19 protein-coding genes are annotated in these 23,841 nt (G+C 41.7%); 9 read left to right on the top strand and 10 right to left on the bottom strand.

What is annotated here, in order from left to right; genetic code table 11:
* Window positions 1-236: 236 nt before the first annotated feature.
* From DCK90_RS14555 to DCK90_RS14590, 8 genes are all read right to left on the bottom strand, one after another.
* Entirely contained in the window at window positions 237-1,973 is a 1,737-nt protein-coding gene (locus DCK90_RS14555) for an efflux RND transporter periplasmic adaptor subunit (RefSeq protein ID WP_108246932.1), read from the bottom strand.
* Between the two features lie 4 nt (window positions 1,974-1,977).
* A complete protein-coding gene (locus DCK90_RS14560) occupies window positions 1,978-2,685 on the bottom strand; it encodes a hypothetical protein (protein WP_108246933.1) in 708 nt (235 codons plus the stop codon).
* A gap of 8 nt (window positions 2,686-2,693) precedes the next feature.
* A complete protein-coding gene (locus DCK90_RS14565; RefSeq protein ID WP_108246934.1) occupies window positions 2,694-5,192 on the bottom strand; it encodes a heavy metal translocating P-type ATPase in 2,499 nt (832 codons plus the stop codon).
* A 66-nt stretch (window positions 5,193-5,258) separates the two neighbouring features.
* Window positions 5,259-5,810 (bottom strand): helix-turn-helix domain-containing protein, encoded by a 552-nt coding sequence (locus DCK90_RS14570; RefSeq protein WP_108246935.1) that lies wholly within the window; start codon window positions 5,808-5,810, stop codon window positions 5,259-5,261.
* A gap of 23 nt (window positions 5,811-5,833) precedes the next feature.
* Window positions 5,834-6,139: a heavy metal-binding domain-containing protein gene (locus DCK90_RS14575; RefSeq protein WP_108246936.1), complete on the bottom strand. Its 306-nt coding sequence runs from the start codon at window positions 6,137-6,139 to the stop codon at window positions 5,834-5,836.
* A 15-nt stretch (window positions 6,140-6,154) separates the two neighbouring features.
* Window positions 6,155-7,375: a TolC family protein gene (locus DCK90_RS14580; protein WP_108246937.1), complete on the bottom strand. Its 1,221-nt coding sequence runs from the start codon at window positions 7,373-7,375 to the stop codon at window positions 6,155-6,157.
* The gene (locus DCK90_RS14585; protein WP_108246938.1) at window positions 7,372-11,112 is read right to left on the bottom strand and encodes an efflux RND transporter permease subunit; all 3,741 of its coding nucleotides are present in this window, start codon (window positions 11,110-11,112) and stop codon (window positions 7,372-7,374) included. Before DCK90_RS14585 ends, DCK90_RS14580 begins: the two co-directional genes overlap by 4 nt.
* 92 nt (window positions 11,113-11,204) lie before the next feature.
* Window positions 11,205-11,591, bottom strand: a complete 387-nt coding sequence (locus DCK90_RS14590; protein WP_234414769.1) for an HYC_CC_PP family protein — start codon at window positions 11,589-11,591, stop codon at window positions 11,205-11,207.
* A gap of 132 nt (window positions 11,592-11,723) precedes the next feature.
* On the opposite strand from DCK90_RS14590, the gene DCK90_RS14595 reads away from it, so the two are divergent.
* The 7 genes from DCK90_RS14595 to rodA all read left to right on the top strand — a co-directional run bounded on the left by DCK90_RS14595 (window position 11,724) and on the right by rodA (window position 19,455).
* Window positions 11,724-12,176, top strand: coding sequence for a GAF domain-containing protein (locus tag DCK90_RS14595; protein ID WP_108246939.1), 453 nt, complete (start codon window positions 11,724-11,726; stop codon window positions 12,174-12,176).
* Between the two features lie 93 nt (window positions 12,177-12,269).
* The gene (purH, locus tag DCK90_RS14600) at window positions 12,270-13,799 is read left to right on the top strand and encodes a bifunctional phosphoribosylaminoimidazolecarboxamide formyltransferase/IMP cyclohydrolase (RefSeq protein WP_108246940.1); all 1,530 of its coding nucleotides are present in this window, start codon (window positions 12,270-12,272) and stop codon (window positions 13,797-13,799) included.
* A 55-nt stretch (window positions 13,800-13,854) separates the two neighbouring features.
* Window positions 13,855-14,883, top strand: coding sequence for a rod shape-determining protein (locus tag DCK90_RS14605; RefSeq protein WP_100816354.1), 1,029 nt, complete (start codon window positions 13,855-13,857; stop codon window positions 14,881-14,883).
* A 60-nt stretch (window positions 14,884-14,943) separates the two neighbouring features.
* Window positions 14,944-15,756, top strand: a complete 813-nt coding sequence (mreC, locus tag DCK90_RS14610; RefSeq protein WP_108246941.1) for a rod shape-determining protein MreC — start codon at window positions 14,944-14,946, stop codon at window positions 15,754-15,756.
* Window positions 15,753-16,259: a rod shape-determining protein MreD gene (locus DCK90_RS14615; RefSeq protein ID WP_108246942.1), complete on the top strand. Its 507-nt coding sequence runs from the start codon at window positions 15,753-15,755 to the stop codon at window positions 16,257-16,259. Before mreC ends, DCK90_RS14615 begins: the two co-directional genes overlap by 4 nt.
* Before the next feature lie 54 nt (window positions 16,260-16,313).
* Window positions 16,314-18,182, top strand: a complete 1,869-nt coding sequence (locus DCK90_RS14620; RefSeq protein WP_108246943.1) for a peptidoglycan D,D-transpeptidase FtsI family protein — start codon at window positions 16,314-16,316, stop codon at window positions 18,180-18,182.
* Window positions 18,172-19,455, top strand: coding sequence for a rod shape-determining protein RodA (gene rodA, locus DCK90_RS14625; protein WP_108246944.1), 1,284 nt, complete (start codon window positions 18,172-18,174; stop codon window positions 19,453-19,455). Before DCK90_RS14620 ends, rodA begins: the two co-directional genes overlap by 11 nt.
* On the opposite strand, the gene DCK90_RS14630 is transcribed toward rodA, so the two are convergent.
* Window positions 19,452-20,249, bottom strand: a complete 798-nt coding sequence (locus DCK90_RS14630) for a DNA/RNA non-specific endonuclease (RefSeq protein ID WP_108246945.1) — start codon at window positions 20,247-20,249, stop codon at window positions 19,452-19,454. The two genes, rodA and DCK90_RS14630, sit on opposite strands and share 4 nt — an antisense overlap.
* A gap of 160 nt (window positions 20,250-20,409) precedes the next feature.
* On the bottom strand, window positions 20,410-22,578 hold the full coding sequence (locus tag DCK90_RS14635; RefSeq protein WP_108246946.1) for a carboxy terminal-processing peptidase: 2,169 nt from the start codon (window positions 22,576-22,578) through the stop codon (window positions 20,410-20,412).
* A 201-nt stretch (window positions 22,579-22,779) separates the two neighbouring features.
* Here DCK90_RS14635 and surE point away from each other — a divergent pair, with 201 nt between their 5' ends.
* Both surE and DCK90_RS14645 read left to right on the top strand, forming a co-directional pair.
* Window positions 22,780-23,559, top strand: coding sequence for a 5'/3'-nucleotidase SurE (gene surE, locus DCK90_RS14640; RefSeq protein WP_108246976.1), 780 nt, complete (start codon window positions 22,780-22,782; stop codon window positions 23,557-23,559).
* On the top strand, window positions 23,549-23,836 hold the full coding sequence (locus DCK90_RS14645; protein WP_108246947.1) for a hypothetical protein: 288 nt from the start codon (window positions 23,549-23,551) through the stop codon (window positions 23,834-23,836). Before surE ends, DCK90_RS14645 begins: the two co-directional genes overlap by 11 nt.
* Window positions 23,837-23,841: the final 5 nt, after the last annotated feature.

Here is a 23,841-nt window from a genome sequence, read left to right on the forward strand (position 1 = left end):
GCGTTTTCTTTTCTCTTAAGTTGTACGGTTCTCCGAGAGAACCAAAACCACAAGTTACTTCTTCTTACCAGTAGCTTGGGCAGTCTTCTTTGCAGCAGGTTTTACCGCTTTTGCAGGAGATGACTTTCCGTTTGACTTTGCTTGTTTCATCAGTCAATAAATTAAAAACTGAAGTAAATGTATTTCAGATTTGAATCCGTAGATTTTATTTGGCTAAAAATTAACTAAAATAAAAATCAGTCGATTGTACCTACCACGCTACCGCAGGTGAGCATGGCATCTCCATAGTAGGGATTTCGGATTTCTTCCTCCAAACTAAGCCAATTGGCACCCTTGTCGTTATTGGCCATAGGACAATGTTGCACATAGAGTTTTGAATCTAAACCTTGCATTTGTTGACCAATTTGAATCATGTTCTCGGAAAGCGGGACAAATACTTCGCGTTGACCTTCTAAGCTAGTTTTGGTGGCCAATTCGTTTAGTTGTTTCTCCAATTGTGAGATGTGACTTTTAGCCATATCGTCCATCTGTAGCCCAGAAATGTTTGATGCCATACCCACGGCCCTTTTTGCCAATGTTTGCGTTTTCTCCTGATCAGAAGCGACCAACGCATCTTTCAAATTAAGATACACTTTTAAAAGTTCGCTAAACTTTGTGGCCGCTTCTTCGGAAAATTCCATTTTCATGGCGCGGCCCATTTCAGAATGACCTTCGTGCCCCATTTGCATGCCAGTCTCTTCTTGATTCATCATGGACTTTTTACCTTGTAATTGTGCTGCAGCATCCACCGTAAAGGTTCCTTTGGCAACGATCATTTCTCCCGATTGCAATCCAGAATTGACCACGTAACTACCGTTCATCAAATTACCGAGCTCAACTTCCCGCATTTCAAAAGTGGAAGTATTTGGATTAGGTTGCACATAGACCAAAGAACGTTTCCCGGTCCATAAAACTGCACTTTCAGGAATGATCAACACTTCACCATCTTGCTTGTTTGCCATCTCAACCTCTGCTTGTACAAACATTCCCGGTTTTAGCAGTCCTTGTTTGTTATCAAGTTCTGCGCGTACCTGCAAAGTTCTGGTCTGTTTGTTCATTAATGGTGCAACAAACGAGACTTTAGCTGTAAAGGTCTCATTGGGATATGATGTTGTGGATACATTCAGTGTTTGACCTTCCTTAAACAAACTCAATTGGTTTTCATAAGCATCGAAAATGGCCCAGACCGAATTTAAATTGGCTACTTTGACCAAAGGTGAACCTGTTTTAATATAATCACCTTCTTCCACCATAATTTCTGAAACCACTCCACTCACATTGGCATACACGGGAAAGTTTTCCAGCACCTGCCCCGAACCTTCTATTTGATTTATTTGTGCATCCGACAACTTCCAAAGCTTCAATTTGTTCCTTACGGCATTGTATAACTGGGGTTGCGATTCCTTCAATTTGGCTGCCGTCAATAGTTCTTGTTGGGCCGAAACCAAGGCTGGGGCATAAATCGTGGCCAATCTTTGCCCTTTACGTACTTGTTCTCCCTCAAAATTGACATTTATGCTTTCAATCCTTCCATCAAAATAAGCAGATTGCACCGCATCGGATTCTTGGTTGACGGCCACCTTTCCAGAAATCTTGATATGGTCTTCACCATCAACGCCGGAACCTACCATTATGGTTTCCACACCGGCCAACACCATGGCATTCTCCGTCATTTTAATTTGATTTACAGCCAATCCCTCACCTCCATTATCCGCAGGAATCAAATCCATTCCACAGATAGGACACGAGCCGGATTCTTGCTGCATAATCTGTGGGTGCATGGAACAGGTCCACATTTCGCCAGAAGTAATTTCTGTGCTATGATCATGCTCGTCCGTGGTAGAAGTTTCAGTCTTACCACCAAATATGAGGTATCCGACCAGTAGACCTACTATGACAGCAATTCCAATGTATATGATGTTTTCCTTTTTCATAATGCTATTTTTTTTGTTTAACCACTTTTCTCATCGTAGGCGACGAGGTAAACCAAAGTAAAAATCCGCTCAAGACGGTAATCAACCCTAAAAGGGAGAAAGCTCGTAGCACAGTAGTGTTGAAGTCATCACGTCCTTCATAGTCCATGGTGTGGGTCATCCAAAGAAAATCGAACCACCTCCAGTCGCGATGCCTTACGGTTTGAAAAGAACCATTGGCTACCGAAACGTAGGCTTTAATATTTTCAGGAGAGTCGTAGCTGATTACATAAGCAGGCAGTTTCTTTTCGCGATACTCGTGATGCCTATCGGTCTCATTAAGTATCTCAACTTCCTTTATCTTTAATTCAGATGACATTTCACGCTCGGCAACAGCGAGAGCTTCTTCTTTCGAAATCCCTTCTTTAGGATTTCCTGTTTTGGCATCCACCAAAAACTTATTATTGATCCAATAATAGGGTTTCCCTGCGATTTCCTTTAAACTCAACGAACTGATTTTAACGGGCAAACCAACCTCTGAAAACCCAATAAGTCCATCAAATGCGGTGGGTTCATAATCCATATTCCTGAAATGATCTCCATGGATTTCATCAATATCCGTCCAACTAAAATATAGCCCACTTGCTGTCCACATAATGAATTGGATTCCCAAGAAAATTCCTAAATATCTGTGGGCCTTTCTAATTTTAATCGCTGTTGTCCGTTTTACCATTTTTGTTGTTAGTCGATAGATTTAGTTCGTAATCTTAATGCATTGGCAATTACCGATACCGAGCTAAAACTCATGGCAAGCGCAGCGATCATAGGTGACAACAATATCCCGAAAAAGGGATAAAGCACTCCGGCCGCTACGGGCACACCTACGGTATTGTAGACCAATGCAAAAAATAGGTTTTGTTTTATATTCTTCATCACGGCCTCACTGAGGTTCCGTGCTTTTACTATGCCATGCAAGTCTCCTTTTACCAAGGTCATCATGGCACTTTCTATAGCCACATCGGTACCGGTGCCCATAGCAATGCCCAAATCACTTTTGGCCAATGCAGGTGCATCGTTGATGCCATCACCAGCCATTGCCACTACCTTACCTTCGCCTTGCAAGCGCTCCACTTCTTTCATTTTATCTTCTGGCAAAGTCTCTGCTTTAAAATCATCCAGACCCAGTTCCTGTGCCACTGCTTTTGCCGTGGTAGCATTATCTCCTGTGAGCATTATCACTGCTATGCCCTTATCCTGAATCGCCTTTATGGCCTTGGCACTCGTATCTTTGATTTTATCTCCGATGGATACAAAAGCATGACACTCCCCATCGATGGCCAAATAGGAAACCGTTTTACCTTCTGCTTGAGCTTTTTTTACTTTTTCTTTTATAGAATCCGAGATTTCTACATTCGCCTTTTCCATCAATTTGATGTTCCCCAAAAGAATTTTTGCGCCCTTGATTTTTCCTTCAACACCCATACCCGTAACGGCATTAAAGGATTCCGTTTTCAGGATTTTGATGTTCTCCTCCTTACCATATTTCACGGTAGCTTGAGCCAAAGGATGTTCGCTATTGGCATTTACAGATACCAAATATTGCAATAAATCCTCTTTGGAATAGGTGTCTGAAAACACTTCCAAACGGTCAAAAGTGGGTTTACCTTCAGTGATGGTCCCTGTTTTATCAATGATCAAAGTGTCCACATCGGCCATTTTCTCCAAGGCCTCTGCATTTTTAATGAGCACTCCGTTTTGGGCACCTTTCCCCACTCCAACCATTACAGACATCGGCGTAGCAAGTCCCAGTGCACACGGACATGCAATGATCAAAACCGCAATGGCATTGATCAAGGCATACACATAAGCCGGTTGTGGCCCCCAAATGGCCCAAACACCAAATGTGATGATGGAAATAATCACCACCGTGGGCACAAAATAAGCAGATACTCTATCTGCCAAATTTTGAATCGGAGCTCGGCTTCGGCTGGCATCGTTCACCATTTTAATGATTTGTGAGAGCAGGGTATCACTTCCTACTTTTTCCGCTTTCATCAAAAAGGATTGATTCCCATTGATGGTTCCGCTGCTCACTTTATCCTCTACTCCTTTTTCAACAGGGATGGGCTCACCTGTGATCATGGATTCATCCACGGAAGTTTCCCCCTCGGTTATAACACCATCTACAGGAATTTTTTCACCTGGTTTTACCCGTAGAACATCGCCAAGTTCAATGTCGTCGATACTGACTTCAACTTCCTCCCCATCCACTATTTTTATTGCTTTGTTGGGGGCCAGTTTCAATAATTCCTTAACTGCATTATTGGTTTTACTGTGTGCCCTTGCTTCCAACAATTGTCCTAAGAGCACTAAAGTGAGTATAACAGTTGCCGCCTCAAAATATACATGTACAACTCCTGTTTCACTTTTAAACTGATCTGGGAAAAACTCTGGAAACAACAATCCAAGAACACTGAAAACAAAAGCCACCCCAGCACCAATTCCGATTAAGGTGAACATGTTCAAGTTCCATGTTTTTATGCTTCGGTAAGCACGTTGAAAGAACATCCAAGTGGCATAAAAAACCACAGCAAGTGATAGGGCAAATTGCACCCAGTTCCAGTATTTCGGCTCCAATATTTTATAGAGCGGATTGTTTGGAATCATTTCACTCATCGCAATCAAAAAGATGGGCAATGTAAAGCCAACAGCGATCCAAAACTTTTTGAGCAGTTTTTTATAAGTCTTTTCCTCTGCACTGGCTTCGGGCTCTTTGGGCACTAGGTCCATTCCGCATTTTGGGCAGGAGCCTGGACCATCCTGCACTACTTCTGGGTGCATGGGACAGGTCCATTGCTGTTTGGAATTATAGGAATTATTCTGCTCCTCCACCAAATCCATTCCACAAACAGGGCAATCTCCAGGTTTGTCGTAAGTTTTATCGCCCTCACAATGCATGGGACAATAAAAGGTTCCCGTTCCATTTTCTGGGGTTTGTTTTTTTTCTTGTTTGGGTTCATGATGATGTCCAGGCATATGAATGCTATAACTACCACCATCCTCTTTCATTGCTTTTTGAAAGGTTTCGATTGGAATGTGTTCCTTCATCTCGATCACAGCTTCGGCTTTTTCCAAATTCACCTCAACCGAGGTAACTCCATCCACTTTAAATAGGGTTTGTTCCACATGGTTTCTACAACCATTACAGCTCATTCCGTGTATGTGATAGGTATGTTTCATCTTGTTTGTTTTTATTCAAAACTAGCTGAACACCAGTTGGAAGCTTTTTATAATTATGGGTGTTTTTTATACAATTTGATCTAAAGACTTCCTATTCCAATCTTTCAATTTTTTATAATCGCTCATAGACATGCCTGTTACCGTTTTAAACTGTTTGGCTAAATGACTACTGCTCTTATAATTTAGGTCGTATGCGATTTCTGAAAATGTTTTGGCTCCCATTTGAATGTCTTCTTTAACCCTCTCAATTTTTAAAAGGATGAAGTATTTTTCAATGGTAAGCCCTTCTTTAATGCTGAACATTTTGCTCAACATCGAATACTCCTTGTTCATTTTTTCGGAAAGGTATTTCGAGAGGTTCTGATGTGTGTCATCTTGCAATGCATTGATCAGATGTTTTTTGATTTCAGCAATGTAACTGTTGTCCAAATCATCTATCAATTCAAAACCATTACTTGTCAGAATCTCCCGAATCCGTTCAATTTGTGTTTGGGTATTTTCAGCAAACTGAATTTCCCCCAACTCCATTTGCACCACTTCGATACCAGCATTCCCAAACTCTTGGTTTAGGACTGCTTTACATCTATCGCAAACCATATTTTTTACTTTAATGCGCATCTTCGGTACGAATGAATTTTTAATTAATGTTGGTCGTGACCTTCCATTTGAAAATCCTCATTCAATACGTAGGTCATACCACAAACTGGGCATTTACCCTCTTCGTCGCTACCACTACCCTCACAATGCATTGGGCAAACATATTTAGAAGTGTACTCCTTACCTTGCTTGTCGGCAGTTTCCATGTTGTCCATATCGTGACCTTCATGATCCATGGTGGCCTCGGTAGAAGTTTCCTTCGCCTCCTCTGTTTTTCCCTTACAGGATACGGTAAGTACCAAAACTGAAGCGAATGCGATTCCAATAATTGTTCTGATGTTTGTTCTCATTTTGATAAAATTAATTTACTTGTTTATTAAATAATTGATGATGGCAGATTGTAAATAATACAACTGCACCGACTGTATTTGATTAGTTTGAAATTTTAACTGTAACTCTTGAATATCCAACACATCGTTAAAGTTGATAGTGCCTGTTTCGTAGTTCTTAATCAGGATTTCTTCGGCGTCCTTGGCCTGTTTTAAGTTTTTTTCTTGGGTTTGATGCGCAATCCGCGCCTGGTTCCGTTGCGAAATGGCATTGGCATAGGCATTTTCCAACACGTTCAAGCGCTCCACTTTTTGCAGTTCAATCTCCTTTTGACGAAGCTCGTTTTGCTTGGAAACAGATCTAAACTTGTTGTTGAAAATTGGTACAGAAAAAGTGACCATGGGCATTACAATGTCCTTCCCATTATCACTAAAGACCATATCATCTCTTTCTGATACAGGAATATAATCCAAACCAATTCCAAAGCTTGGCGCATTTTCTTTTTGATTGAGCAGCTCCGATTGAGTAACCGATTCATATAACTGATCGTATTTCAGTAATTCTGGATTCAGGCTCAAATCTTCCTTGTTCAGTATCGGGTCATTTTCTGGAATGTCCATCACTTCCACCACCTCAACGGCAATACTTTCATCACGGTTCAACAAATTATTGAAGACGGCTTGCTCTGCCATATAAGATTGTTCCAACTCTTCTTTTTGTTGTTGTAATTCGTTTTGTCGAATTTGAAGTTTCAAGACATCTACAGCTGAAGCTTTTCCTACTTCCACAGAGGTCAGGGCCAACGTTTCGTAGGTTTGGAGCAATTGAATGTTTTCCTGTAGCACCTTTTGCTTGGCCAGGATTCCATATAGTTTATAGTACGACTGTGCTACGGAAAGAGCTAATTTTCTTTTAGCGATCACAACTTCAGCATACTCGGTCTCCGCCATGGAACTTGCGTAGTTCTCCCGCGCCGTGATGGTACCAAACCAAGGCAACATCTGCGAGACCGAAAACCGAGCCCGCTGTGCTCCTGTTCTGGTTTCTGGTTCGCTCACATAATATCCTGCGGCTACAGTTGTGTTGGGCAAAGTGTTTACTTCGTTCACCTTTTCTTTTGCAATGTTGTAGCGCAGTTCCAATGCCTGAATCATGGGACTGTTCAATTCAGCTTCCTGAAGATAGCTCTCCAAGGACTGAGCATGCACTCCAAAAGTTGCCAAAGCAATTACTATATAAATGAAGTTCTTTTTCATCGGTTTTCACTTTTCACTTTTAATTCCGCTTTCCAGCTAAACAATACAGGTACTACAAACAGGGTAATCAAAGCAATCAACATGCCTCCAAAGCTTGGAATGGCCATGGGAATCATTATATCACTTCCTCTTCCTGTACTGGTAAGGACGGGCAATAGTGCCAAAATGGTGGTTGCAGTGGTCATTAAACAAGGTCTTATTCGTTTTTCACCTGCTTCCAAAACCGAAGCTCGAATTTGCTTCAAGTTGTCCGGTTTGTTCTTATCAAAAGTTTGGGTTAAGTAGGTTGCCATTACCACCCCATCATCCGTAGCGATTCCGAAGAGTGCTATAAATCCGACCCAAACAGCCACACTTAAATTGATGGTGTGCATTTGAAACAAGTCCCGCAGGTTTTCACCCATAAAACTGAAATTTAGGAACCAATCCTGACCATAGAACCAAATCATTAAAAAACCACCGGCAAAAGCCACCATTATTCCAGAAAAAACCATCAATGATGTGGCCACCGACCTAAACTGAAAGTACAGAATCAAAAAGATGATAAACAAGGCCAATGGGACTACCACGGACAACGTTTTTTCAGCACGCAACTGATTCTCGTAAGTTCCCGTGAACTGATAACTGATTCCTTTCGGAACGGTCAATTCCCCATTATCTATTTTTTCTTGAATCTTGGCCTGTGCATTTTCCACTACATCCACTTCGGCATAACCATCTTGCTTGTCAAAAAGCACGTAGCCCACTAAAAAAGTATCCTCACTTTTAATGACCTGTGGGCCTTGCTCGTACCGTATGCTCACCAATTCGCTCAACGGAACTGGACTGCCTTTTTGCACAGGAACATAAATATTCCCGATATCCGTAGGATTTTCGCGAAGTTCTCTAGGATAGCGTACACGAACACCGTAGCGTTCCCTTCCTTCCACAGTTTGGGTTAGTGCCATCCCGCCGAGGGCTACCTCCAAAATTTGCTGTACATCTTCTATGACCAAACCATAGCGAACGAGTTTTTCACGGTCAATATCTATTAGAAGATAGGGCTTGCCCACGATTCGGTCCGCAAAAACAGCTTCATCTTTAACTCCTGCTGCTTCTTTTAAAATAGGTTCCAGTTGAAGGCCAAAGTTTTCAATTTCTTTCAAATCCTGACCTTTCACTTTAATGCCCATCGGAGCACGCATTCCTGTTTGAAGCATCACCAATCGGGTTTCTATAGGCTGCAATTTTGGTGCGGAGGTTACTCCTGGCAGTTTGGTCACCTTCACGATTTCATTCCAAATGTCATCTGGACTTTGAATCTCTGGTCTCCAGTTTCTAAAATATTCCCCATCATTATCTGGAATCAATAAACCCCTATCAATTCGTAAAGGTTCACTTACATGATTTTCGGCATAGTTCTGTTCATTGCTTACTTCCGAATTAGGATTGGCCAATACTTTTCCATTTCGTAACTCAAAATACCCGTCGTTATTGATTTTGAATCGTTGCGGAGTTCCTTCTTCATTTTTTTGATACTCCGAACGGTATTGGATAATGTTCTCGTACATAGAAATTGGTGCAGGGTCCAAAGCGGATTCCGTACGTCCTGCTTTCCCAACCACAGTTTGAATCTCCGGGACAGTGGCCACCGCCATATCCAATTGCTGCAACACGCGTTTATTTTCTTCAACACCTGCATGAGGAAGTGAAGTGGGCATCAACAAAAAGGAACCTTCATTTAAAGAGGGCATAAATTCCTCCCCAGTATTCCGCATGATCATAAATCCAAAGACTACAATCACGGTCGGAATGGACAAGAACAACAATTTGTTATTCAGCGCCCACATTAAAATGCGGCTATAATATTGTCTGAAGAGATAAAAAAAACCCAACAATGCACCACAAATCAATCCAACAAAAAACAAATTGATTGCAATACTACGATCAAAGCCCAACGGTCTCCAGTAGGTGGCCAACATGAAAATAATGGTCACCATACAAATGACCACATTGAGCAATCCCGCTTGTTTTTCATCAATTACAGCTCTTAATTTGAGGAGTCCAGCAACTCCAAAGGCTATCAAGGCCAAGCCCAACCAATAACCGAAAGCGATGGCAATTAATCCCAAAGCAATCAAAAATCCATTCCAAATGTATTTGATGGTTTGATTGGAACTTTTCTTTCTAAAAATGATGGCCGCAAAAGGTGGGATCAAAAACAGGGCTACGATAATGGATGCCGTCAATGCCATTGTTTTGGTAAAAGCCAAGGGTCTGAAAAGTTTTCCTTCGGCACCGACCATGGTAAACACTGGAATAAAACTAATAATGGTCGTTAGCACAGCCGTTAAAATAGCACCTGAAACCTCAGCGGTAGCGTTGTACACTACTTCGTTAGTAGATAGGTTTTTGTCATTCTCATCCATGTGTCGGATAATATTTTCAGAAAGAATGACCCCGACATCGACCATGGTTCCTATGGCAATCGCTATTCCTGATAGCGCCACAATATTGGCATCTACCCCAAACATCTTCATCGAAATAAAAACCATCAAAACAGCAACAGGCAGCAAACCAGAAATCAAAACGGAAGCCCTTAGATTAAATACCATGACCACAATTACCAAAATGGTGATGAGAATTTCCAAGGTCAAAGCTTCATTGAGCGTTCCCAGTGTTTCTTGGATGAGCTCTGTTCTATCATAAAAAGGAACAATGGTGAGTTGCGAAGTAGTTCCATCTTTCAAAACCTTAGATGGAAGTCCAGCACTTAATTCATTGATTTTTTCTTTTACATTATTGATGACTTCCAATGGATTTGCACCATATCGGGCCACAACCACACCGCCTGCGACTTCAGCTCCCTCTTTATCCAAAATACCACGACGAACCGCAGGCCCTAAGGCAACACGAGCTAAATCCTGAACACGAATAGAAGTATAATCGGTGGCGGTCACCACAGCATTTTTGATGTCATCCAAAGATTTGATGTAACCAAGCCCACGCACCAAATATTCTGCTTTGTTGATTTCCAACGTCTGTGCGCCAATATCCCGATTGCTCTGTTTAACGGCTTTTACGACCTGATCTAAACCGACATTGTATTGCTTCATCAATTCGGGATCCACATCTACTTGGTATTCCTGCACAAATCCTCCAATAGATGCTACCTCGGACACCCCCGCTGCGGATGACAATGCGTATTTTACATAGTAATCCTGCACACTACGAAGCTCCTGTAAATCCCATCCTCCAGTGACATTGCCGTCTTTATCGCGACCTTCCAAGGTGTACCAGAAAATCTGTCCCAAAGCCGTGGCATCCGGTCCCAAAGCAGGATTTACACCATCTGGCAATAGGTTGTTTGGAAGCGAATTGAGTTTTTCCAAAATACGGCTTCGGCTCCAGTAGAATTCCACATCTTCTTCGAAAATGATATAGATGCTCGAAAAACCGAACATGGATGAACTACGAACGGTCTTGACCCCTGGAATGCCCAATAAGGAGGTGGTCAACGGGTAGGTAATCTGATCTTCGATATCCTGAGGAGAACGTCCGGGCCATTTGGTAAAAACAATTTGTTGGTTCTCGCCAATATCAGGAATGGCATCCACCGCAACCGGATTACTTGGCAAAACATTCCCAGTCCCCCAATTAAAAGGTGTGCTTACGATACCCCAAGCCATAAAAATCACCAGGAGCAACACGGCTACCAATTTGTTCTCTATTAAGAATTTGATGCTTTTGTTCAGCATAAAGGTTTGATTTAAACATTAGATTGACACTAAAAACACGCGTAAACGCATTTGCCCGACCAGTTTGGCCGGGTACATTCAATCCATTTAAATCAAATAAGGAAGATCTGGTCAAGAACCTGCACATCCCGTATCAACGGTGGTGGGTTGTACGCATTGAAAGTGCTTGGTTCGTCAGAGTCTAAATCGAAAAGTTGAAAATAAGTTTGGACAAAGCTTACCAAGAAAACCTGTTGGCCCAAATCAAATTTTTCCAAAGCAATTTTTAGGTCGTCCTGACCTTGAACGGTGAACGATTCCTCATCGCAACAGGATGTTTCCATATCCATATCCATTCCGCAATCATCGGCATGGGCGAACAGGGAAATATCCATCACCCGGCCCATACAAATATGCTTGTCCACCGTCCACGAAACGGTAGAGGCCAAGACCAAAAGGGCCATCAATGAGTATAGTATTTGATGAAAAATCTGTTTCATTCGACTACAAAACTACAAAATATTAACATTTATTGTTTTGCTTAACAGAACTTTATCTGTTTTTGACCTGTAAGCCTTCCTTTTGTTTGTCGTACAAATCCACTATTCAATACATTTGTAAAAAAATATCTCATGCTAAAATCATTGGAACCCAAGGTGCTCGAAATAGTGAAGGATGGAAACAAATCCGCGGATACCCGTTTGGGCGAAATCTGCGAGCTTCTGCACAATAATGTGGACCATTACGATTGGGTAGGGTTTTATTTTAAAAATGGCGACAAGCAAGAGTTAAAGCTTGGACCCTACGCTGGTGCCCCTACCGACCACACCATTATCCCATTTGGAAAAGGTATTTGTGGACAGGTTGCCGTGAGCAATCAGAACTTTGTAGTGCCCGATGTTGCCGCTCAAGATAATTATATTGCCTGCAGCATTACCGTTAAGGCAGAGATTGTTGTCCCTTTGTTTGTAAATGGTGAAAATGTAGGACAAATCGATATCGACTCCAACACACCAGACCCATTTACCGCCGAAGATGAGCGTTTTTTGGAATTCATCAATGCCGAAGTGGCCAAGATTCTGTAAAACTTAACGAATTTTGTTGATAAACCGTTCTGCATTTTAGCTTCAAAAAAAGTACTTTTGTGCGCTTAATAAATTGATTCTAAGACACAGAAGATGACTGCTAAAAAAGCCTCCGCTGCATTAATTTCAGTATTTCACAAAGATGGTTTGGAACCCATCGTTAAAAAATTGGATGAACTCGGTGTAACTCTTTATTCCACAGGAGGGACCGAAAAATTTATCCGTGACCTTGGTATCAACGTGGTACCTGTTGAAGATGTGACCAGCTACCCATCTATTTTGGGAGGTCGTGTGAAGACTTTGCACCCAAAAGTTTTTGGAGGTATTTTGAATAGACAGGATAATGATAGTGATGTGTCCCAGATGAAGGAATTCGATATTCCTCAGTTGGACATTGTAATCGTAGACCTGTATCCTTTTGAAAAAACCGTTGCCAGCGGTGCTTCGGAACAAGATATTATCGAGAAAATCGATATCGGTGGAATCTCTTTGATTAGAGCTGCTGCCAAAAACTTCAAGGATGTACTTTGTGTTTCATCTATGGAGGATTACGGAGACTTTTTGAACGTGATCACTGAAGGAAACGGAACCACAAACTTGGAAGATCGCAAACGTTTTGCCACTAAAGCGTTCAATGTTTCCTCGCATTACGATTCAGCCATCTTCAATTACTTCAATCAAGAAAAAGAAGAAACTGTACTAAAGATCAGTGAGACCAAAGGTCAGGTATTGCGTTATGGTGAAAACCCGCACCAAAAAGGATATTTCTTTGGAGATTTTGATGCCATGTTCTCAAAACTTCACGGGAAAGAGCTATCCTATAACAACCTTTTGGATGTTGATGCAGCCGTAAACTTGATGGGCGAATTCAAAAATGACGACCCAACCTTTGCCATTCTAAAACACAACAATGCTTGTGGATTGGCCACACGCAGCACCATCAAACAGGCATATGTAGATGCATTGGCCGGTGACCCTGTTTCCGCTTTTGGTGGTATTTTGATTTCCAATGTTGAAATCGATAGACCAACTGCTGAAGAAATCCACAACTTGTTCTGTGAAGTTGTCATTGCTCCCAGCTATTCCGATGAGGCCTTGGAAATCTTGAAAGGCAAGAAAAATAGAATCATTTTGATTCAGAATGAGATAGAACTACCAGAAACTTTGGTCCGAACTTGTTTGAACGGTGTTTTGGTTCAGGATAAAGATTCCAAAACCGATTCCAAAGAAGATTTGACCCCTGTTACTGAGAAACAAGCTACACCGGAAGAAATCGAAGATTTGATCTTTGCTTCCAAATTGTGCAAGCATACCAAGAGCAATACCATTGTTTTGGCCAAGAACAAACAATTGTGCGCCAGCGGAACCGGGCAAACTTCACGTGTAGATGCCTTGAACCAGGCCATCCACAAAGCAAAATCGTTCGAATTTGATTTGGAAGGTGCAGTTATGGCCAGCGATGCCTTCTTCCCATTCCCCGATTGCGTGGAGATTGCGGACAAGGCGGGTATTAAAAGTGTCATCCAACCTGGAGGGTCCATCAAAGACCAATTGAGCATTGATTATTGTAATGACAACGGAATGGCGATGGTGATGACAGGCACTAGACATTTTAAACATTAATTTTAGTACTTTAGCCGTTAAATTTTACCGTTAATCCGAAATAGACGCTTTTTTTATGGGATTTTTTGATTTCATGACCGAGGAAATAGCTATTGACCTTGGTACTGCAAACACCCTGATCATCCACTTGGACAAAGTGGTTGTAGACAGTCCTTCCATTGTAGCGAGGGACCGCGTATCAGGAAAAATTATCGCGGTGGGCCGCGAAGCTAATATGATGCAGGGGAAAACCCATGAAAACATCAAAACCATACGACCGTTGAAAGACGGGGTAATCGCTGATTTTGATGCATCGGAAAAGATGATCAGTATGTTCATCAAAAACATTCCTGCGCTAAAGAAAAAGTGGTTTCCACCTGCATTGCGCATGGTCATTTGTATTCCATCGGGTATTACAGAAGTGGAAATGCGTGCGGTCCGCGAATCTGCGGAACGTGTAAACGGTAAAGAGGTGTACTTAATCCATGAGCCCATGGCAGCTGCTATTGGTATCGGTCTAGATATTATGCAACCCAAGGGGAACATGATCGTGGACATAGGTGGAGGTACAACAGAGATTGCGGTCATAGCACTTGGAGGTATCGTTTGTGATAAATCTGTGAAAATTGCAGGTGATGTTTTCACGAACGACATTATTTATTACATGCGTACACAGCACAACTTGTATGTAGGTGAAAGTACTGCGGAAGCCATCAAGATTGAAATTGGTTCCGCAACCGAGGATTTGAAATCCCCTCCGGATGATAAATCCATCCAAGGTCGTGATTTGTTGACAGGTAAACCAAAGCAAGTTCAGGTTTCTTACCGAGAAATCGCCAAAGCCTTGGACAAAAGTATTTTACGTGTCGAAGATGCCGTAATGGAAACCCTCTCACAAACTCCACCTGAATTGGCGGCCGACATTTATAATACTGGGATTTATTTGGCCGGTGGTGGCTCCATGCTACGTGGTCTGGACAGAAGACTTTCCCAAAAAACGGATTTACCGGTCTACATTGCAGAAGACCCTTTACGAGCGGTTGTACGAGGGACGGGTATCGCGCTTAAAAACTTGGAGCGCTATAAGAGTATTTTAATCAAATAGGATTATTTTTAGCCTATTACCTTCAAGGTGGTGATAAACCCTTTTTAACGATACGATTGCATGCAACGGATCATCAATTTTGTCTTACGCTATCGAAATGCATTTCTATATGCTTTCCTTGCGTTTATATCCTTAGTGATGACCATTCGATCGCATTCCTATCATCAATCCAGATTTTTTAATTCGTCCCGATGGCTAACCGGAAGCATTTATGGGGCAGGATCTAATGTTTCGTCATACTTCAATTTACAGGAGGAGAATAAAAGGTTGGTAGAAGAAAATCAACAGTTACGAAAAATACTGTTCAACACCTTTAATGACAGCATTCAACCTTTGGATTCAACTTTGGCCGTATATCAAGTATTGAATGCGAAACTTATAAAGAACAGTTTCACCTCTCCCAGAAACTACGTGTTGATCGATAAGGGAGAGAAAGACGGTGTACACCAAGACATGGGGGTAATTACCACAGATGGTATCTTGGGAATTGTGGAAAACGTGTCGAATAGCTTTGCAACGGTGCAAAGTGTGCTTAACACCAAATCCAACATCAATGCTAAAATCAAGGGAACAGAATATTTTGGTTCCTTGATTTGGGATACCAAAGACTACAATGTCGTTCAGTTGATAGACATTCCACGATTGGTGCCGCTCGTTGTTGGAGACACCATCGTAACCGGTGGCATGTCCAGTATTTTCCCTGAAAATGTACCTATTGGAACCATAAAAAAATATGATTTGAATGATTCCAAGAGTTTCTACAATATAAATGTTCAACTGTTTTCGGACATGGCCAACATCAAAAATGTGTACTTGATAGAAAATAAAGATAAAGAGGAAATCGAGGAACTAGAATCCAGAACCATAGAATGAACAATTCACTCATCATAAATATTCTACGTTTTGTGCTGTTGGTCATCACACAGGTTCTCATATTCAATAACCTGAATTTTTTGGGTTTTATCAACCCATTTGTGTACGTGATTTTCTTTTATTGGTACCCCATCAAAGGGAATCGCGCCATTTTTATGCTTACAGCTTTTTTATTGGGGCTTGTCATTGATATTTTCTCGGATACACTTGCTCTAAATGCTTTAGCATCGGTAACCATTGCTTATGCTCGACCATCCATAATGCGTTTTTGTTTTGGCGTGAATTATGATTTCCAAAATTTTAGTTTTAAAAACACGACCAAGTTGCAGCGAATTACTTTTATGGCGCTTCTTATTTTTATTCATCACCTGATATTCTTTTCCTTTGAAATTTTAAGTATCGCCCATATCCTGTTAATTTTGAAAAAAGTTTTTGCCACAGGAACGGTAACTTTGATACTTTGTGTATTATTCAGTTCACTTTTTAGTCCAAAGAGCGAATAAAAACGTAGTTTTTATCGTTGGGTTATATGTGCAACTCAAGAATTTAGGTCTATCATGAAAAAATTATTGCTTTCATCCGTCATTGTACTTATAGGCTTCACCTTTATAGGAAGGCTTTCCTATTTGCAATTGTTCCGGTTTTCACCAGACCAAATATTGGATGATCCCGCAATAAAAAAAGTGTACGACTACCCGGAAAGGGGCTATGTATATGATAGGGACGGAAAACTTCTGGTAGGCAACCAGCCTGCATACGATGTTATGGTAATCCCCAGGGAAGTAAAACCATTGGATACATTGGAGTTTTGTGGTCTATTGGGGATTGAAAAGGAGGAGTTCCTTTCCAAAATGGAAAAAGCAAGGGTCTACTCCCCCAGGCTTCCATCTGTTTTGGTGCCCCAGCTTTCCAAGGAGGATTATGCAAAACTTCAAGAAAAAATGCGCCACTACAATGGCTTTTATATTCAAAAACGTTCCCTGCGTTACTACAACACCAAAAGTGCCGCAAATGTGCTTGGATACATCAGCGAAGTGAACGAGTGGGACCTTAAGAACAACCCCTATTATGTTGCAGGCGAGCTAAAAGGTAGAACGGGTATTGAGCAACAGTATGAGGAAATTTTAAGAGGTCAAAAAGGGGTAAAACACATTCAAAAAGATCGTTTCAACAGGGATATAGGCCCTTATAAGGATGGAAAACTGGATACCCTGCCACAACAAGGCAAAGAAATCCATATTACACTGGACAAAACCCTGCAAGAGTATGGCGAAAAGTTGATGCACGGTAAACGTGGCGGTATCGTTGCCATTGAACCAAAGTCGGGAGAAATTTTGGCAATGATATCCGGTCCAACTTACGACCCTGCATTATTGGTTGGCAGGGAGCGTTCCAAGAATTACAGCAAACTGCATTACGATACCATATCCAAACCCACATGGGATCGTTCTATTTTGGCTCAACCATCTCCTGGATCACCTTTTAAAACATTAAATGCACTTATAGGTCTCCAGGAAGGGGTAATAAATGAGGATACCAATTTTAGATGTTACCATGGTTTTTATGTAGGCAATACACTTCGTGGCTGCCACTGCGGAGGTGGTATCAGGGATTTAAACTCTGGGATATATCAATCCTGTAACGCCTATTTTGCGGGTGTGTTCCGAAAAATCTTTGATAAGTACAACACCACTGACCAAGGCATGAATGTTTGGGAAAAGCACATGAAAAGTTTCGGCTTGGGCGGTTATTTGGGTACAGACCTTCCAACGGGAGCCCCTGGAAGAATTCCAGATGTTGCTTATTACGACAAATGGTACGGGGATGGCAGATGGGCTGCGTCCACCATCATATCCAACTCTATCGGTCAAGGGGAAATCGCAGCTACCCCATTGCAATTGGCCAATATGACCGCAGCGATTGCCAATAGAGGCTATTTTTATACGCCCCACGTCATAAAGAGCATCGGTAACAATGGAAAGATAGACCCTAAGTATACCGAACCCAATTACACCACCATCGACAGAAAGCACTTTGATCCCGTAATCGAGGGAATGGCAAATGTATATAATTACGGAACTGCTCGATGGGTAAAAATTCCTGATATCGATATTGCAGGGAAAACCGGAACCGTAGAAAATTATATCCGAATTGATGGTGAACGAATGCAATTGACGGACCACTCCGTTTTTGTAGCCTTTGCTCCTATTGAAAATCCTCAGATAGCCTTGGCAGTTTATATTGAAAATGGGTACTATGGGGCTCGTTATGCAGGTCATATTGCCTCACTATTGATTGAAAAATATATTAAAGGGGAAATTACAAGGACGGACCTGGAAAAACGCATGTTGGAAAAAACTTTGGAACACGAGTATGCCAAACCCTACAGCGGTGAACCTTTCAAGATAAACGAGTATGTCTGGTAGAGGGCCGTTTGGCAGATTGGATTGGATCAGTGTAATCCTTTATGCGCTTTTGGTTTTTATAGGATGGCTTAACATTTACTCAACTTCGGTAGGAGATGCGGACACATCAATTTTTGATTTCTCCACCCTTTATGGAAAGCAACTCTTTTTTATGGGTGTGGCTTTTTTGGGAATCATCTTCGTGCTTTTTGTTGAATCTACCTTTTTTGAACGATTTTCTTCAATTTTCTATGTGGTCTCCATATTTCTCTTGTTAGGATTGTTTGTTTTCGGAAAAACCATAGCTGGAGCCACATCATGGTACGATCTTGGTTTTTTTAACCTGCAACCCTCGGAACTGGCAAAGGTTACCACTTCGTTGGCATTAGCTAAGTTTTTAAGCGATATACAAACTGATATACGAACAGGAAAGCATCAAATTTATGCCTTGATAATTATTCTGTTGCCCGCTATTTTGATTTTACCACAGCCCGACCCTGGAAGTTCGTTGATATATTTTTCGTTGTTCTTCGTACTTTTTAGGGAAGGCTTCCCTATTTATTATTTGGGAATATTGGTCTTCGCCGTGGTCTTGTTCGCCACTACCCTGATGTTCGGAACTGTCTGGGTCTCCATTGGATTGATTATTCTCACCTTATTGATCTATACCTTCAAAAAGGCTTCGGTTAAAATCCCCTTGCTCCCAGTGTTGGGTGTAATTGTGGTTTCCATACTGTTTTCCCTGTCCGTGAATTTTGTTTTCGAGAACGTTTTTGAACAGCGTCACAGAGACCGATTTGCACTGTGGTTGAGCTTGGAAAAGGATGAGGATAAATTGGACGAAATCCGCAAGACCATAGGTTATAATACATATCAATCCGAAAAAGCAATCGAATCCGGTGGGTTTACAGGTAAAGGATTCTTGGAGGGGACCCGGACCAAGGGTGATTTTGTACCTGAACAGCACACTGATTACATATTCAGTTCCGTTGGCGAAGAATGGGGATTTTTGGGAACAGCCACTGTAATTTTATTGTTCTCCCTATTCTTTTTGCGGTTGATATATATAGCCGAGCGTCAGAAGAGCGATTTTAGCCGAATGTACGGATATGGTGTAATCTCGATTTTGGTATTCCATTACTTTATCAATATAGGAATGGTAATCGGACTGTTGCCTACCATTGGGGTACCATTGCCCTTTTTCAGTTATGGTGGTTCTGGTTTGATTTTCTTCACGATGCTGTTATTCATTTTCCTGAAACTGGACTCCAACCGTTTGAAGGACGGCATCTAGAATTTCCAGCCTTCGGCATCTACTTTTGACTCGATTCGCGACTGCCAAGCATTGGGCTGTCTTTCAAAAAAATTGATTCCTGTCCTTTTCTCGACCTCGTCCACGGAAACCAAAAAATCCTGTAATGGTTTTTGACTTTCTTCCGCAGGAATCAAAAAGGCAAGAACCTTTGTATTGTCCCCTGAACCTTTCATCACAATTTTATAATATACTCGGGGCACATCCACATCCTCATCCCCTATTTGTGGCAAACCATCTTCCAAAACACCTCCGGTAACCACAAAGAGTTCCCCATACTTTTTGCACCAATAACGTACTTGCTGTTCTAAACGATTCCAGATTCCTGCATTGAAATCTTTGTCCTGAGGGCTAATGTTACTGGTATAAAAGGTTTCGTTATAGGCTTGTTCCGAGAACCGGCGGTCGCCTGCCGGGAGCAAATGTCCCCTATCATACCCCGATCCTCTGTAATTTCGCCAATCGGCCGACTTAGTGGATACCTTTGGGTCCTCGATAAAATATGGTCGCTCCCTATCATCGTGCGTTAGGTGCTCTTGTTTGAGCGTATATGTCACCCACTCCGCTTGCTCATGTGGTTCGCTATATGATAAAGTATAGAAACTATGTTCCACAATCTCTCCTGTAGTGGAGCGCGGCAACAGATTGGCTTCGACAATATTGGTTTCCGACCCGTTGGGTTTGGAATAGGTTGCTGGCGTATAAAAGTTTTCGAACAGCCAAAAGCCAACGATACAAACAAACATCAATATTGCATATAGGGTTCTATTCTTCATCAAATGGACTTGAATTTGATTTGATGGTCCAATTTTGCAAATAAATTCATTTTAAAAAAATAAAACTCCTTTGGTCATATTTTTATATAGCAACTGAACAGAACAAAAAAAGCCAACTCCGAAAAGTTGGCTTTTATATTTTATCATTTATTGAATATCCTTAGCCTTTGTTGACACTGGCCAATTCGCCATCTTTTTTCTTGATATTGTTCTTATGAAGATCCTTGAGCACGTTTACGGCCTCTTCCACATAAATATCACGGGCTAGATCCTTGTGCCATCTATCTCTTTTTTCCCTTAATACAGAATCTTGGGTAAACAATTCTTTCTCATAGTTTAGTGAACTAAAGGACAATTTGGAATCGTAATCCCTTAAGCTTTTGAATTTTTCCGAACGTTTCTTTGCTTCTTCTTCTTTGCTCACGTATTTATCATAGTTCAGGGAAATCACGTTTTCATCCTGTTGCTCCTTGAGCCATTTGGCATTTTCCTCGATAAGCTTGATCTGCTCATTCTTGGCCATACGTTCCTTGCTCTTTTTAACGGCATCTTCAAAATCGATGTAGCCATCCCATACTTTGTAGTCGGCAGCGGTAATCTTATCCCAACCCAAAGGATTCTGTTGATCTCGCTCGCCCAAATCGATATAGCTATATCTGTCCGGCACCACTATATCGCTTTTTACACCTTCCAATTGGGTAGAGCCTCCATTGATACGGTAAAATTTTTGGGTAGTCAACTTTATCGCTCCTAAATCTCCATGTTCGTTCCCTCGCACTATATCATCCAAAGGAAATATATTTTGGACGGTTCCCTTTCCGAAAGTTTGTTTGCTTCCGATAATAACGGCCCTTTTGTAGTCCTGCATTGCAGCCGCCAATATCTCGGAGGCCGATGCGGATAATTCGTTCACCAAAATCACCAATGGACCATCCCACTGGATTCTTTCGTCTTTATCCTCATGGACTTCCTTGCGCTGACCGGAGGAACGCACCTGTACTATAGGCCCGTCCTTGATGAAGAGTCCTGCCATATCGACTACTGTTTTCAAGGATCCTCCGCCGTTGTCCCTCAAATCCAAGATAATTCCTTCCGCACCTGCCTCTTTGAGTCGCTCCAATTCCTTGGCAACATCGGTCGCGGCATTCCTTTCGGCATAATCTTCAAAATCAATATAAAACTTGGGAAGGTTGATCAATCCATATTTATTCTCCCCGGCATCGATTGTCGCGGATTTTGCATAGGATTCTTCAAGCTCAACTACATCCCTTGTGATGGATACTGTTTCAATAGTTCCATCTACTTTTCTAACGGTAAGGTCCACTACAGTACCTTCTGGGCCTTTGATCAATTTAATGGCGTCTTCCAATCGCATTCCCACAATATTGATGGGTTCCTCTCCTTCTTGACCAACTTTAAGGATTTGATCGCCAACTTCAAGACTTTGGTCCCTCCAAACGGGTCCCCCGGAAATGATTTCCACAATCTTTGCTCCTTCTGGTTTCTTCTGCAATCTGGCACCGATTCCTTCAAACTTACCGGACATGCCTATATCGAACTTCTCTTTTTCTTCTGGGGCAAAATAGAAAGTATGAGGGTCAAATTCTTCTACGATGGTGTTCAAATACTGAACAAACCAATCCTTACGTTCCAAATCGTCCACAAAATCGAAAAATTCATCCAAGGTATTTTTTGTGACCTCTCTGGCTTCTTCTTCTGTTGTGACCTTATCTATGGAACCTGGGATTTCGTTGAAGGCATAGGCAGCATCAACCTCCAAATCTGCTTCTGAATCAGCTATCTGATTTTCAATCTTATTATCGAAAACGTTAAGGGTGTTGTATTTCAATTGTTTTCTCCAACGCTCCTTAAGCTCTTTTTTACTGGTAGCAAACTCTTGCTTGTCGTAATCTATTTCAATGGTTTCATCTATAGTATAATCAAAAGGCTGGGCGAGGACATCACCGTAAATTTCCTTTGCCTCTTGCATACGCACCATCAAACGTTGATACACAACATTGAAGAAGGTGATATCGGTATTCCTGATCTCATCATCGATCATGAACCTATATTTTTCAAACTCGTCGATATCACTTTGCAAAAAATATCTTTTGGTAGGGTCGATAACCTCTATAAAGTCATCAAAAACATTGGAACTGAAGCTATCGTTAACTTCTTTGGGCTCATAATGCCCTTTTTCGAGTACGTAGGAAATCAATTCCAACAAAAATTTATCCTTGTCGTCGTTATCAAAAGACTTATTGGTAAAACTGCAGGAAGCTACTGCTACAAGAATAACCAATAGTGCCAAAATAAAGTTCTTTTTCATAATCTCATTTTTCTGGAGCGAAACTATCTGACCTCAAACCGTCAAATCTTTATTGCCCCATCCATCTTTTCTAATTGTATGAATTCTCTAAGATACAGAAAAAACCGTGCCAGTCCCGATGGCTGGATTTAATTTTTTGTTAAACGGACAAAGCTCCATATCCTTATGAAAAACGTATTTTTATGCTTTAAATTATCCAACATGGAAAAACCCTTGATTCTTGTCACCAACGACGATGGTATTACGGCACCAGGCCTTAGGGCGTTGATACGTACCATGAAAGAACTGGGCGACGTTGTGGTCGTGGCTCCGGACAGTCCGCAAAGCGGCATGGGGCATGCCATTACCGTGGACAGCACGTTGTTTTCCAAGCAGGTAGTAGTGGACCACAAAGAAGGGGCACCAAGTGAATACAGTTGTAGCGGAACACCCGCAGACTGTGTAAAATTGGCACTTCGGGTATTACTTGACAGAACTCCGGATATTTGCGTAAGCGGTATCAACCATGGTTCCAACTCATCCATCAACGTAATTTATTCCGGTACCATGAGTGCGGCCATCGAGGCAGGGATCGAAGGAATACCGGCAATCGGGTTTTCGTTATGTGATTATTCATGGGATGCAAATTTTGAGCCTGCTCTAAAATCAGTCAAAAAAATAGTTGCGGAGGCATTGACCAACGGAATCCCGAAGGGCACCGTTCTAAATGTAAATATTCCGAAGACCGAAAATGGACCAAAAGGCATAAAAATATGCCGGCAGGCACGCGGTAACTGGAAGGAAAAATTTGATAAGCGTACCAGTCCATCGGGCAAGGATTATTATTGGCTCACTGGAGAATTTGAGCTATTGGACAAAGGAGAGGATACGGACGAATGGGCATTGGGCCAAGGTTTTGTCTCTGTGGTGCCCACTCAGTTCGACCTTACCGCGCACCATGCCATACAACAAGTAAATAACTGGAACTTAAATGAAAAATAGCAAGGAAATCATCATAGGTTTTATCGTAGGAATCATTGCAAATACGTTTGGCACCCTGCTTTACATTCTACTTTTTTCTGATTTGGGCATAGTGGAAACATTCAATGCAGCCATAGAACAAGGACATATTGGCAGTTTATTGGCACTTGGGGCCATATTGAACTTAGTGGCCTTTTTTGGGTTTTTGCGAATAAAGAGAGACCAAAGGGCCAAAGGAGTAATGTTGGCAACCTTGGTTACGGCACTTGTTATTATGATGTACAAAGTGATGTCCTAGATTAT

This window comes from Muricauda brasiliensis, from assembly GCF_003057865.1.
Taxonomy (GTDB): domain Bacteria; phylum Bacteroidota; class Bacteroidia; order Flavobacteriales; family Flavobacteriaceae; genus Flagellimonas; species Flagellimonas chongwuensis.

Bases quoted from the DNA above. Each gene is read 5' to 3' on its own strand.
- DCK90_RS14555 (WP_108246932.1), bottom strand. From the start codon at position 1,973: ATGAAAAAGGAAAACATCATATACATTGGAATTGCTGTCATAGTAGGT.
- DCK90_RS14560 (WP_108246933.1), bottom strand. From the start codon at position 2,685: ATGGTAAAACGGACAACAGCGATTAAAATTAGAAAGGCCCACAGATAT.
- DCK90_RS14565 (WP_108246934.1), bottom strand. From the start codon at position 5,192: ATGAAACATACCTATCACATACACGGAATGAGCTGTAATGGTTGTAGA.
- DCK90_RS14570 (WP_108246935.1), bottom strand. From the start codon at position 5,810: ATGCGCATTAAAGTAAAAAATATGGTTTGCGATAGATGTAAAGCAGTC.
- DCK90_RS14575 (WP_108246936.1), bottom strand. From the start codon at position 6,139: ATGAGAACAAACATCAGAACAATTATTGGAATCGCATTCGCTTCAGTT.
- DCK90_RS14580 (WP_108246937.1), bottom strand. From the start codon at position 7,375: ATGAAAAAGAACTTCATTTATATAGTAATTGCTTTGGCAACTTTTGGA.
- DCK90_RS14585 (WP_108246938.1), bottom strand. From the start codon at position 11,112: ATGCTGAACAAAAGCATCAAATTCTTAATAGAGAACAAATTGGTAGCC.
- DCK90_RS14590 (WP_234414769.1), bottom strand. From the start codon at position 11,591: ATGAAACAGATTTTTCATCAAATACTATACTCATTGATGGCCCTTTTG.
- DCK90_RS14595 (WP_108246939.1), top strand. From the start codon at position 11,724: ATGCTAAAATCATTGGAACCCAAGGTGCTCGAAATAGTGAAGGATGGA.
- purH (WP_108246940.1), top strand. From the start codon at position 12,270: ATGACTGCTAAAAAAGCCTCCGCTGCATTAATTTCAGTATTTCACAAA.
- DCK90_RS14605 (WP_100816354.1), top strand. From the start codon at position 13,855: ATGGGATTTTTTGATTTCATGACCGAGGAAATAGCTATTGACCTTGGT.
- mreC (WP_108246941.1), top strand. From the start codon at position 14,944: ATGCAACGGATCATCAATTTTGTCTTACGCTATCGAAATGCATTTCTA.
- DCK90_RS14615 (WP_108246942.1), top strand. From the start codon at position 15,753: ATGAACAATTCACTCATCATAAATATTCTACGTTTTGTGCTGTTGGTC.
- DCK90_RS14620 (WP_108246943.1), top strand. From the start codon at position 16,314: ATGAAAAAATTATTGCTTTCATCCGTCATTGTACTTATAGGCTTCACC.
- rodA (WP_108246944.1), top strand. From the start codon at position 18,172: ATGTCTGGTAGAGGGCCGTTTGGCAGATTGGATTGGATCAGTGTAATC.
- DCK90_RS14630 (WP_108246945.1), bottom strand. From the start codon at position 20,249: ATGAAGAATAGAACCCTATATGCAATATTGATGTTTGTTTGTATCGTT.
- DCK90_RS14635 (WP_108246946.1), bottom strand. From the start codon at position 22,578: ATGAAAAAGAACTTTATTTTGGCACTATTGGTTATTCTTGTAGCAGTA.
- surE (WP_108246976.1), top strand. From the start codon at position 22,780: ATGGAAAAACCCTTGATTCTTGTCACCAACGACGATGGTATTACGGCA.
- DCK90_RS14645 (WP_108246947.1), top strand. From the start codon at position 23,549: ATGAAAAATAGCAAGGAAATCATCATAGGTTTTATCGTAGGAATCATT.